This window comes from Nitrosococcus halophilus Nc 4, assembly GCF_000024725.1.
GTDB classification, from domain to species: Bacteria; Pseudomonadota; Gammaproteobacteria; order Nitrosococcales; family Nitrosococcaceae; genus Nitrosococcus; species Nitrosococcus halophilus.
The window spans coordinates 3,782,054-3,794,282 of record NC_013960.1 but is presented as its reverse complement, the minus strand read 5'-3'; the positions used below and the strand labels follow the sequence as shown (position 1 = coordinate 3,794,282).

Sequence of the window (12,229 nt, the reverse complement as noted above, 5' to 3'; positions counted from 1 at the left end):
ATTGACCTGGTTGAGTCTCTGTGGGTCCAGTCTCCTCGTGCTGAGGCTGGTTGAGCCAACCAACTAGCTCGACAAGTCCATGGATGGACGCGAAGAGCTAGTTAGGCGACGACTCAACTATAGGAGAATGGAAAACCACACGAAAGCCGCCAAAGCCAGGCTGGTGAAGACGGCGGCGGAACCTAAATCCTTGGCCCGCCCCGAAAGGGTATGGTGCTCGTAGCCGACCCGGTCCACTGCTGCCTCCACCGCGGTGTTGAGCAATTCGACAATCAGCACCAATAATAAACTGCCCACCAGCAGGGCCCGTTCTATTCCGGTTTCACCGAGCCACAGGCCTAGGGGTCCTCCCACCAGCAATAGGAGCAATTCCTGGCGAAAGGCGGTTTCGCTAAGGGCTGCCCGAAAGCCTTTGAAAGAGTAGCCCGCCGCCAAAAACAAATGGCGGAGGCCTTCATCTTTCGGATGTATTTGCTTAGTCATGGGGGGGCCGGTTTCCAGACCAGATCCAGCTCCCGCGCGGCCCTGACTTCATCCAGGCGGCGTACCGGCAACTTGCGGGGGGCCTCCTTGAGCTGCTCCGGATCCTCTTGGGCCTCTTTGGCAATCTGCGCCATGGCCGCCACGAAAGCATCGAGGGTTTGCTTGCTTTCGGTCTCCGCCGGTTCGATGAGCAGGCATTCCGGGACCAAGAGGGGGAAATAAATGGTGGGGGCGTGAAACCCCAAATCCAGCAGGCGCTTGGCGAAATCCGTGGCGGTCACTCCCTGTTCCTTGGCTTGGCGTTTGAGGGTCACCACGAATTCATGGCCGGCGCGACGCTCCGGGTAAGCCAGATCGAAACCGGCTTCGGCCATGCGTTTGGCCAGGTAATTGGCGTTGAGGGCGGAGAAATCCGCGACCCGCTTCATCCCTTCCAGGCCCAGCAAGCGCACATAAATATAGGCCCGCAGCAGGACGCCCGCGTTACCCATCCAAGCGGAGAGGGGACCGATGGTTTGGGGGCAGTCTTCTTCGGTCAGCCAATGGAAGCTGCCATCCTCGCCTCGCTCCACCCGGGGAACGGGGAGGAAAGGCAACAGTTTATCGCCTACCCCAACGGGGCCGGCGCCCGGGCCGCCACTGCCATGGGGGGTGGCGAAGGTTTTATGGAGATTAAGATGGATGACATCGAACCCCATATCTCCCGGCTTGACCTTGCCGAGGATGGCGTTCAGATTGGCCCCATCATAGTAAAGCAGCCCCCCCGCCTCATGGACGCTCTCGGCAACCGCTTCAATGTTGCGGTCGAATATCCCCAGGGTAGAGGGGTTGGTGAGCATGATGCCCGCCGTTTGAGGGCCCAAGGCGCTGCGCAGGGCCTCCAGATCCACGTCTCCCTCCGGATTGGTGGGGATTTCCCGCACCCGGAAACCGCACATGGTGGCGGTGGCGGGGTTGGTCCCGTGGGCGGCATCGGGGACCAGCATCTCACGCCGTTCGTGGTCGCCCCGGGCCTGGTGGTAGGCGCGGATCATGGCGACCCCGCTAAACTCCCCTTGGGCCCCCGCCATGGGCGCCAGGCTCATGGTCTGCATCCCCGTCATCTTGGCGAGGATTGTTTGCAGCTCATAGAGGCAGGCCAGAAAGCCTTGGCTCATGGCTTCCGGCGTCGCCGGGTGCCGCTCCAGGAAACCCGGTAGGCTGGCCAGGGTGTGGCAGGCCCGGGGGTTATATTTCATGGTGCAGGAGCCGAGGGGATAAAAATGGGTGTCGATGGAAAAGTTTTTCTGGGACAAGCGGGTGTAGTGGCGCACCACATCCAATTCGGAGACCTCGGGCAATGCCGGGGGCTGCTGCCGCAGAAATTGCGCCGGTAAATCGGTGGGGACAGCCGCCTTGGGGGCTTGGGTGCGAGGATGACGACCGGGACGTGAGGATTCAAAAATCAGCATGGCCAATGAATATTCTAAAGTTACGGTTAAAAAATAGACATTCTCTTGCCGGAGCAAGAACGATAGAAGCAATTATGCCAGTCTTGGCGAGGAGACTCTAGCCGGAACCCCTGGCGGATTTGATGACCAAAAGACCCTGCGGCGGCATCCGCCGCCCTGGGGGGGGGATATTCCAGGGGCCATCATCCCCTCCCGCCTCGAATGTTTTCCGGCAGGACTCGCCGCGCCTATTTTTATTCGTGGCGACAAGCACCTAGCCGTTACGGACCCAGCTTGTTCTCTCTAGAGGCATCCAAAAGGTTAAAGTTTTACCCCATCATTGCCGTTTTAGTGTTTGATTTTTACAGCGGTGTGGATAAAAACGATATTGAATTTCGCATTCGTGGGATTGCTTGTCTATAATTTTTACACCTTACCCCTTTAGGTGGGCATTAGCTTTTAGAGTAAAAAATGTTATTTTCTTTGCTGCTCATTGTTTTTAAGTGAAAAATGTCGTTGACACGCTACCATGTCACTGCTACGTTACGTTCTAAATCAAAGCACCGCAATGTTATCGCTCATAAGAGGGATCAGTAAGGGTTGATTACCGTGATGTTCATTGTCCGCTTCGCAGGAAATACCGGGGTGGGCGGCTGTGCGCAATCACCCAATACGGCTGGTTGCCGCCGAAATTTTTCTGACGTGATATTCGCTTAATCGTTATCATTTGTAATTGTAATATGGAAAAGACAATAAACTCTTTCGCAAGGGGGATTCAGCATGAAATTATTTAATCTCAAACGCTCGGCCCTGGCTGTTACGGCAGCGGTCGGCGGTGCCCTGCTGGCGCCACAGGCCGGAGCAGTGAACATCGCCACCGACGGGATCGGGGAAGTGGCCATCGCGCCCTATTACACGGTCCGGGACGGCTGGCTGACCACCGTCAACCTGATCAACACCCAGAACGTGCCCATCATCGTCAAGGTCCGTATTCACGAAGGGCGCAACAGCCGCGACGTGTTGGACTTCAACGTGGCCTTGTCCAGTTTCGACGTATTCACCGGGGTGCTCAAGGAAGCCTCCGACGGCAGTGGTCCGGTGTTCGTGGCCACGGATCAAGAAAATGCCGACGGCCTCAAGACCTGTACCATTCCTAGCGCCGTTGGCGGCGGGGCGGAAATTCCCCTGAGCCCCCTGGCTTTCGGTCCGGCGGGAACCCGCAACGACGACGGGGGCCCCACGGGCTCCACCCCGACCCTGGCCAATCCCACCGGGTTGACGCCGGAAGCCGCCGAGCGGATGCGGGAAGGTTATGTGGAGTTCATCGTCATGGGCCATGCCGATATGGGGACGGCTCAGGATCCCAGTACATTCCCGTTGCCCCTGGATCCCATCGAGGACGTCATCGAAAGCCATGACTGCGCTACCCTTGAGACCGCCTTTAGTCGCGCCAATATCCTTGCCACGGCGCGGCAGTTCGGCGAACCCATTAATGCCCTCAAGTTCAACTTCACCCTGCTCAATCCCTCCCGGGGGGTCGAGGCCGGCAACACCGCCACCACCTGGGCCAATTTCTATAATCCGGGCGCATCCGCTGTCGATGCGATCATCGATCCTGCCGACAACGTGGGTTGTACCATCACCCGGGGCGACGAGCGTTCACAAATTGACAACTGGGTGCCAGACGCTAGCGATGCCGGTGCCAGTTGCCGGAATCTCATCACCGCCCAGGTCGCCTTCGACTTCCTGGAGCCGAGCCTGAATGACGCCTTTCCCCAGACCGCCAACTGGTGGGACGATGGCCTGAATCTGCCCATCATGGCCATGCCGCTGAACACCACTAATGCGCATCCGCCTGAGAACTTGCGTGGGGTGGATGCCCTGAGTTTGACCATCCAGCGTTCCGGGATCGTCAACGAGTGGTCCAACAATCCGGCCCTGGGGGTGACCACGGACTGGATTGTGACCCTGCCCACCAAGGGCTTCTACGTGGACGGTTCGGAAACGCTCACCCAAGGGAGTGCTAACGATGGTGTGACCAAGTTCGGCAACCAGGGTCCGGGGGTGCAGTCGGCGATCATTCCCAGCGGGGTTGTGGATACCGCTAATACCCATAACCGCCCGGAGACGATCCTGGGCGTAGGCGACGACATCCCCTACGCTCCGTTTGCCAACGCCTTTGGGCAGACCATTGAGACCGATCGCACCAGCGCGACCGCCTGTAACGAGGTGCAGACCGCGGTCTTCGACCGGGCCGAGCAGCGCACCTTCGAGGAGGATGCCGAGGAGGTGGTAGTCTCCCCCGCGCCGCCGCCGGTGGTTGAATCCCAGCAGCTCTGCTACGAGACCAACGTGATTACCTTCAACGGCCAGAGCGCGCTGGATTCCATCTATCCCCTCCTGGACACCGACGGCCTGCCCACCACCGTGAGCACCGCCACCTTGCCGGCGCCGGGCAACACCGCCGGTTGGATGCGGCTGGATCTGGTCCCCACCAACCCGCAATTGTCGGGGCAGGGTGATCAGGGGGGGCTGCCCTCCAATGTCGCTGACCATCGGGGCCTGCCGGTGACCGGCTTCATGCTCAAGCAGCGGACTTTCGGCGACGTGACCCGCAACTTCGCCAGTTCCACCGATCACGCTTACCTGCGGGACAACGACAATTTGGTGTTGCAGAACTAAACGGCGGGATGACTCTCCGCTCGCGGGCGGAGAGTCATGGCTTCTGCCATGAACCAACAGGCGCCGGCCACCCCGGCGCCTTTTTTGATCGCACTACCATGAGGGACACAGGTTAAACGGCATGCAGATTTTAGCGTGGGTCGGATATGGGCTTTTGTTTTTGATGACGGTAGGGGCTTCGGCGGTTGCCGCCGAGACGCCCGAAGCGGTGAGCGTTTCGCCGCAATTGCGCTTGACGGCGGAAGATTATCGCCGCCATTTGAGCGGTGTTGAAGCCAAGCAGTGGCAAGGCCTGACTGGGGATCGGGAACGGCTGCGGGATCTGGCCCTGGATTTCCATTCTAATTGGGTGCTTGCCGCCGAGGCCGAGGACCTGGGTTTGGCGGAGGATCCCAAGGTGGCGGCCCAGCTTCGGGCCGTGCGCCGCCAGGTGCTGGCGAGGGCGTTGATGAAGAAGGTCGCCGGGGAGGCGGCCGTGCCCTCCGATAGGGATTTGAAGGCCCTGGCCCGGGAGCGTTATAGTCTGCACAAGGATAAGCTGCGCACCGCCGAAAAGCGCCGGGTGGCCCACATTCTGCTGGCCGAGCCGGCAGACTGTCCCTGCGATGAGCGGCCACCGGCGCGGGAGCGGGCTGCGGCGCTTCGCCGGGAGTTGCTCGCCGGCGGGGATTTCGGGGCGGCGGCGCGGGAGCGCAGCCGGGACAAAGGGACGGCCCCAGACGGCGGGGAACTGCCCGGCTGGATCAAACGGGACGGCAGGTTGGTCAAACCCTTCGAGGATGCCGCCTTCGCCTTAACCAAGCCCGGCGATATCAGCAAGCCGGTGGAGACTCCCTTTGGCGTGCATCTGATCAAACTGTTGGAGGTGAAGCCGTCGCGGCAGCTCAGCTTCGAGGAAGTTAAGGGGAAGCTGATGCGGCAAGTGCGCGCCGAAGTGCGGGCCAGCGCCATGGAGCAAAAGCGCAGTCAGTCCTATCCCGATCCGAGGAAAATCAATTACGAGGTGCTGGAGCAAGTGGTCAACGAATTACAGCCAAAAGGGAAGTGAGGCCATGGGGGAGCGAGTTGGGTATCATTTTCAAGGGTGGGGCGCAAGCCGGATATTCGGCGGCTTATGCCTGCTGGCGGTGCTGTGGATCAGCGGCTGCGCCCACCCAGGTGGGGTCCGTACCGAGGAGGAAGCTTTACGCGCTCGGATCCATGCCCGCTGGGAGGCGATTCAGGCCCTGGATTTCGAGCGGGTCTATGAGTTTGCCACGCCGGCTTATCGCCGCACCCATAGCCTTGAGCATTTCCAGAATCAATACGCCGCCCAGGTTCGCCGCAAGGGCATCGAGATCCGGGATATCCGCTTTGACCCGGATGACCCTGCCCTGGCCAAGGTCGGGTTATTGCTGGAGTTTGAGAGTTCAGGCGTGCTTGGCCCCATGATCGAGGGGGTGAGCCGGGTGGAGGAAACCTGGATGAAGGTGGACGGGCAATGGTGGTATGTGGAGCCCCGCTGATCCGGATGCCGGGGAGCTCCTTCGGGGGCGTGACGGGAAAATTTTAAAAGGGAGAGGAAGGTGCAGAAAACCTTTGTGCGGATAACCGCGGGCGCCATTGTGTTGCTGCTGTGGGCCGGGTTGGGGGGATGCGCCGGTTCTTCCACGCGCGCCCAGGATCTGGCGGCGGAGGAAGCCTTGCTCCGGCAGCGGGTGCTGGCGCGCTGGGAGGTGATCTTGGCCGGCGATTACGAGGCGGCCCGAGAATTCTTCGCGCCAACCCAGCGCGGCAACTGGAGCGTGAAGCGGCTGCGGAACCATTATGAGGTGTTGGCGCCTCGAAAAGAGGTCAAGGTTCGCCAAGTCATCTTTGCCTTTGAGGATCCATCGCGGGCCACCGTGGTGGTGCAGCAGCATTTCGACACCGCCGGGACCGTCACCGGCCTCAACGCCGCCGAGCCCGTCGGCACCTGGGACGAGCTGTGGGAGAAACAGGATGGCCAGTGGTGGTTCGTCCAGACCCGGTGAACAACCGCTATCTGGGGTGAATAAATATTACGATCTGGGCAGGACCCTCGCTCAGGTGAAGGCGGGCCGGCATCGCGGCCTGGTCGGTGGGCTGTGGGAGGAGATCGGCCGCCTGCAACGGGACTTTCTCTTGCAGCAGGGCCTGAAGCCGGAAATGCGCCTTTTGGATATGGGCTGTGGTTGTTTTCGAGGCGGCGTACACCTGATCGAATATCTCCAGCCGGGCCACTATTATGGTATCGACATTTCCCAGGAATTGATGGATGCGGGCTACCAGAAAGAATTAGTGCCCCAGGGGTTGGACAATAAGCTGCCGAAGGAAAATCTGTTCTGCGACGACGGCTTCCGTGCTGCCCACTTTGGGGTGCATTTCGATATGGCGTTGGCCCAGTCCTTGTTCACCCATTTGCCGATGAATCATATCCGGCTGTGTCTGACGCGGCTGGCCGAGGCTATGAAGCCTGGCGGTACCTTCTACGCGACTGCCTTCATCTGCCCAGAAGGCAGCGACTGGGCGGATGCCTTTACCCATCCCCAGGGCAAATTTACGACTTACCCCGCCGACGATCCGTACCATTACCGGCTCGCAGATTTCAGCTACTGTATCGACGGGTTGCCATGGCGTTTCGAGTTCATCGGCGACTGGGGACATCCCCGCGGCCAGTCCATGTTGATGTTTACCCGCACGGCGTAGCGCCATGAGTCCATCGAAGGCAGTCGTGGTGTTGGGAATGCATCGCAGCGGCACCAGTTGCCTGGCCGGCTGCCTGGAAGAAGCGGGGCTGTATCTGGGGCCGGTGAATACCAAGGCGCCCCACAACGCCCGCGGCAACCGGGAAAACCGGGCCATTATGGATCTTAACGACGAAGTGCTCCGGGCCAATGGCGGCGCCTGGGATAGGCCTCCGGCGGCAGTGCGCTGGGATGAATCTCAAAGGCGGCGCCGCGATGGGATTATCGCCGCCTATCCTACCCACGATATTTGGGGCTTCAAGGAACCGCGCACCTTGTTGACCCTGGAGGGGTGGTTGGAAGCCCTGCCGATGCCCAGTTGCGTGGGCACCTTCCGCCATCCGACCGCAGTGGCCGAGTCCTTGCTCCAGCGCAACAAGTTTGCCCCGGAGAAGGCTTACGCTTTGTGGCTGGCCTATAATCGGCGACTGCTCGCCTATTGGGAACGCTTTCGTTTTCCCATTATTTGTTTCGATTGGGAGCCCCCGCAATACGCCGAGCGGCTGGCCAAGATCGCTGGGAAGCTAGGACTTGCCGACCCCCCTCGGGGATCGTCCTTCTTCACCTCCGCTTTACGGCGCCATCATGGGCGGATGGAGAGGGAACTGCCCGCTGAGGTGCGGGCCCTGTATGAGACTCTGTGGGAGATAGCTTCATGAGCGCCTCGCCGACCGGGAAAACAGTGCGGCCGCGCCTGTCCATTATCGGGGTTTTCTATAATATGGCGCGTGAGGCGCCGCGTACCCTCTATTCCCTATCGGCAGGTTATCAGCGAGGGGTCAGTGAAGGGGATTACGAGGTGATCGCCGTGGATAACGGCTCAAACCCTCCCCTGGATAGGGCGGTAAGTGAAAGTTTGGGGGGGAATTTCCGCCATATCCGCATTGACGATGGGCCGCCGTCCCCGGCAGCGGCCATTAATCGGGGCGTGGCCGCCTCTCTGTCGCCGACGGTGGGCATTCTCATCGACGGCGCGCGCATGAGTACGCCGGGAGTGGTGCAGATGGCGTTGGCGTGTCTGGATCGCTTCGATCGTCCGGTGGTGGGGACGGTGGGCTTCCACCTGGGGCCCGATATCCAGACCCGTTCACCGGCCCAGGGGTACTGCCAGGCCGAGGAAGACGCCCTGCTGGAGCGCAGCGGATGGCGCCGGAACGGCTACCGGCTGTTTGATATCAGCGCTTTGGGAGGTTCCAGCCGGGGCGCCTGGTTGGGGAGGCTTGCGGAAAGCAATCTGTTGTTCCTGCCACGGGCGATGTTCGATGAATTGGAGGGCTACGACGAGCGCTTCGATCTGCCGGGCGGGGGGCTGGTCAATCTGGATTTTTATCGCCGCGCCAGTGATCTGAAGGGCTCGACCCTCATCACCTTGCTGGGCGAGGCGACCTTCCACCAGATTCATGGCGGCACCATGGCCAATCGGCCGGCGGCGCAAATTCCCGATGAAATGGCCCGCTACCGGGAGCAGTATCGGCGGATACGGGGCGAGGATTTTCGCCAATCTTCTCGGCTGCCCTTGTTGGTGGGCTATCCCCGGCGGGAAGCCATGCCCTGGATTCGTCGGGCCAGCGCGACCCTATTGAATGATTGGGAATACGAGGCGGCCCGTTCCAAAGCCGGTGGGCAAGCCTCCCAGCCGGTATCGGCGCCCCCGTCCCCGGAGTTGAAGCCGGGCGACGAAAACTATCGCGCCTATGTGGGCCGGGTGGAGCACTATGATCTGATTTCAGCCTTGCAGTTCAGCCTCCTGGGCCTGCTGGGGTTGCGGGAATCCCATTATTTGCTGGATGTGGGTTGCGGCTCCCTCCGTGGCGGGCGGTTGTTCATTCCCTATCTCCAACCCTCGCGCTATTTTGGCATTGAGCCGAACCGCTGGTTGGTGGAGGAGGGCATCAACCAGGAGATCGGCCGGGATCTGGTGGCGCTCAAGCGACCGCAATTCGCCTACAACGACGATTTCGATCTGGGGGTTTTCCATACCGATTTCGATTTCATCCTGGCCCAGTCCATTTTCAGTCATACCGGCCCCCCTCTATTGCGCCAGTGCCTTCGTTCAGCGGGCCGCGTCCTCAAGCAGGACGGTCTGCTGGTCGCCACCTTCGTGGAGCGGGAGGAGGATTTGATAGTGGGTGACGAGTGGGTTTATCCGGGGCTCAATCATTTTAGTTGGTCGACGATCGTGGCCGCTTGTTCCGAAGCCGGTTTGTGTTGCCGCAAGTTGGATTGGCCCCATACCTTGCAGACCTGGTTCGTGGCGGCAAAGGATGTCCAGCGTATCGAGGCCATCGCCGCCTTGGGGGTGGACACGGTCCCGGACGAGGTGATCCTGACCGGCCATCGTTTTGCCATGCGCAAGGCCGGCCGTCCGCCGAATTTTTACCGCAACCAGCGGCGCGGTAAGTAAGTCTCTCGGCAAATCCTACGGAAGGAGGTTGGCATTGTTGGGATTCTTCCGAAAGCCGGTAGACCTGTCTTTTATTGTCATCACCTACAATATGGACAGGGAACTGCCCAGGACTTTGCAGTCCCTGAGCCGGCGCTATCAGCTTGGCGCCGACGGCGTCAATTACGAAGTGGTGGTGGTCGACAACGGCTCCCGTCCTCCCTTCGGGAGGGAGCGGGTGGAGGCCCACGGCGACAATTTTCGCTATCTATACTTGGAAAATGCGCCCCCCTCACCCGCCTATGGGTTAAATCAGGGGGTGAAGAACTCCCGGGGCGCTATTGTCTGCTTGATGATTGACGGGGCCAGAATTGCTTCCCCCGGCCTGGTGCGCTGGGCTTCCGGGGCTTTCCGGATATTTGACGATCCCACCGTCTCGGTGCTGGGATGGCATTTGGGGCCTCAATTGCAAAACTACTCCGTCGCCGAAGGATATAATCAGGGCAAGGAGGATGCCTTATTGGCGGGAATCGGTTTTCCCCAGGAGGGTTACCGATTGTTCGAGATTGCCGTGCTCGCCGCTTCTTGCCAAGACGGATGGTTCTTGCCCATGGGGGAAAGCAACGCCATCTTTCTGCGCAGGGAAAGCTTTTGGAATCTCGGCGGCTATGATGAGCGGTTTGATTTGGCGGGAGGGGGGCTGGTCAATCTGGATTTTTATCGCCGGGCGGTGCTGCGGGATAAGGCGGAGTTGGTGACTCTGCTCGGTGAAGGAGTCTTTCATCAGATCCATGGGGGCATTGCCACCAATTCCGGAGAAGCCCAATGGCAGCAGAACATCCAATCCTGGCGCGCCCAGTATAAAGAATTGCGGGGGGTGGATTTCGCGCCGCCTAAAAAGAGACCTATTTATCTGGGCACCCTGCCGACGGCAGTTTTGCCCTCATTGGAGGAATCCGCACGGAAAGCGGCGGCAAACCCTGCCGCGTGGGAGTAAAGTTAATCCCGGCATGCTTGCGATGAAGGCGCTAGACAGTGGGTTTTCAGTCCGGCGGAGGATGCCAGCCCTTGAAAAGACAGCGCCCAGCGTGTGCGCCGTCGTTCTCAACTGGAACCGGCCCGACCATACCCTGGAATGTTTAGACTCCCTGCTGCCCTTGATCCAGAAGCGTCAACTGGCCCTGGTGGTCTGTGACAACGCCTCTTCGGATGATTCCATCGACCGGATTAGAGCCTGGGCCGGGCGCCATTTCCACCTCCAAACCGACTCTCTAGCGCGGCTGTTGGGGGATAGCGAACCCTCCTCGGAGTGGGATTTTCTGCTGGTGCAAACCGGCGCCAACCGGGGCTATTCAGGGGGCAACAACGTGGGCATCCGCTGCGCCCTGGGGCGAGAACAGTGCGAGTTCGTTTGGATTCTCAACAATGACGTCCTGGTCCACCCCCATGCCCTGGACGCATTGTTGGCGTGCGCCCAGCAGAATTCCCATGTGGGAGTCTTTGGCAGTACAATAGTGGATTACTATCGCCGCGACCGGGTGCAAATGGCCGGGGGGTGCCGTTATCAGCCCCTGACCACCCTCATGAATCCCGTTGGGGGCGGCCGGAGCTTAAACGAGGTGCTGGCCGGGGAGGCGGATGTCCCTTTGGATTATATCGGTGGGGCCGCCCTGTTCTGCCGCGCCGAGATGTTGAGAAAGGTCGGTTTATTCGACGAGCGTTTTTTCCTTTATTACGAGGAAACGGACTTGGCCCGCAGGGCCCGCGCTAGAGGGTACGCTCTCCGTTGGTGTCAACAGAGCCTGGTTTACCATAAGGGCGGGGTAAGCACTGGCGGGAGGTCATCGGTCAACCGGAAAGAGTCATGGCGGAGCAACTATTATGAAAACCTGAGCACGCTTCTGTATACGAGAAAACACCACCCGAAGCTTCTGCCCATGGCGGCCACATTGCGTTTTTTGGGCAAATCCCTGGTTTATCTTCTGCGCCGGCGTTTACGGCTATTTTCCGCATTGATGACGGCCTATCGGGATGCGTTGACAGGTCGGCAAACCGTCGTCCCCACAACCCTCCCCGAACCCACCCTATTGGCGAGCGGGTCGGTGTTGCGGCGTCTACCTGGCAGGAAAAGGGTCGAGCCAATGGACGGGGCCTGCTATAGCGTACCGAGACCTGAAGAACGCGGTCGGTTTCGTGTGGCTAAGAGACTGTTGGAAAACCTCCATAGGTAGCGGTGGCGGGTTTCGCTTCGTTCCTTTTACGGCTCTACGCTAGAACCTACCGACAAGGACAAAGAAATAGCGACGAGGAACAATCTAGATTCGATTTTTAGCCGCCAATGCACGCGAATAAACGCTTATAAAACATTGCCTGGGATGATTTTCTGACGGGCCAACGCTTGCCTGTTTTTAAACTATTGAAATATTGGCGTTCATAGGCGTTAATTCGCGGCTAAATATTTTATTTTAGGAGCATTAACAAGCAGCGATGGGTTTCGCTACGCGCCT

The 12,229-nt window shown here is 59.8% G+C and carries 11 protein-coding genes; 9 read left to right on the top strand and 2 right to left on the bottom strand.

What is annotated here, in order from left to right:
- Window positions 1-117: 117 nt before the first annotated feature.
- Together NHAL_RS17855 and gcvPB are read right to left on the bottom strand one after the other, a co-directional pair.
- On the bottom strand, window positions 118-483 hold the full coding sequence (locus tag NHAL_RS17855; RefSeq protein WP_013034551.1) for a diacylglycerol kinase: 366 nt from the start codon (window positions 481-483) through the stop codon (window positions 118-120).
- A complete protein-coding gene (gene gcvPB, locus NHAL_RS17850; RefSeq protein ID WP_013034550.1) occupies window positions 480-1,934 on the bottom strand; it encodes an aminomethyl-transferring glycine dehydrogenase subunit GcvPB in 1,455 nt (484 codons plus the stop codon). The genes NHAL_RS17855 and gcvPB overlap by 4 nt, the downstream gene beginning before the upstream one ends.
- A 759-nt stretch (window positions 1,935-2,693) precedes the next feature.
- Here gcvPB and NHAL_RS17845 point away from each other — a divergent pair.
- From NHAL_RS17845 to NHAL_RS17795, 9 genes are all read left to right on the top strand, one after another.
- On the top strand, window positions 2,694-4,595 hold the full coding sequence (locus NHAL_RS17845) for a hypothetical protein (RefSeq protein WP_013034548.1): 1,902 nt from the start codon (window positions 2,694-2,696) through the stop codon (window positions 4,593-4,595).
- 121 nt (window positions 4,596-4,716) lie between these two features.
- Window positions 4,717-5,643, top strand: coding sequence for a peptidylprolyl isomerase (locus tag NHAL_RS19975; protein ID WP_013034547.1), 927 nt, complete (start codon window positions 4,717-4,719; stop codon window positions 5,641-5,643).
- A gap of 4 nt (window positions 5,644-5,647) precedes the next feature.
- Window positions 5,648-6,100, top strand: a complete 453-nt coding sequence (locus tag NHAL_RS17825) for a hypothetical protein (protein WP_013034546.1) — start codon at window positions 5,648-5,650, stop codon at window positions 6,098-6,100.
- A gap of 60 nt (window positions 6,101-6,160) precedes the next feature.
- Window positions 6,161-6,607 carry a hypothetical protein gene (locus NHAL_RS21320; RefSeq protein ID WP_013034545.1) on the top strand — a complete coding sequence of 149 codons (447 nt, stop codon included), beginning with the start codon at window positions 6,161-6,163 and terminating at the stop codon, window positions 6,605-6,607.
- Window positions 6,576-7,301 (top strand): class I SAM-dependent methyltransferase, encoded by a 726-nt coding sequence (locus tag NHAL_RS19970; RefSeq protein WP_013034544.1) that lies wholly within the window; start codon window positions 6,576-6,578, stop codon window positions 7,299-7,301. Before NHAL_RS21320 ends, NHAL_RS19970 begins: the two co-directional genes overlap by 32 nt.
- Window positions 7,302-7,305: 4 nt before the next feature.
- Window positions 7,306-7,998 (top strand): sulfotransferase family protein, encoded by a 693-nt coding sequence (locus NHAL_RS17810; RefSeq protein WP_013034543.1) that lies wholly within the window; start codon window positions 7,306-7,308, stop codon window positions 7,996-7,998.
- Complete coding sequence (locus NHAL_RS19965; RefSeq protein WP_013034542.1) at window positions 7,995-9,743, top strand: methyltransferase; 1,749 nt, start codon at window positions 7,995-7,997, stop codon at window positions 9,741-9,743. The genes NHAL_RS17810 and NHAL_RS19965 overlap by 4 nt, the downstream gene beginning before the upstream one ends.
- 37 nt (window positions 9,744-9,780) lie before the next feature.
- Window positions 9,781-10,719 (top strand): glycosyltransferase family 2 protein, encoded by a 939-nt coding sequence (locus NHAL_RS17800; RefSeq protein WP_157862598.1) that lies wholly within the window; start codon window positions 9,781-9,783, stop codon window positions 10,717-10,719.
- A 13-nt stretch (window positions 10,720-10,732) separates the two neighbouring features.
- Entirely contained in the window at window positions 10,733-11,953 is a 1,221-nt protein-coding gene (locus NHAL_RS17795) for a glycosyltransferase family 2 protein (RefSeq protein ID WP_013034540.1), read from the top strand.
- Window positions 11,954-12,229 lie beyond the last annotated feature (276 nt).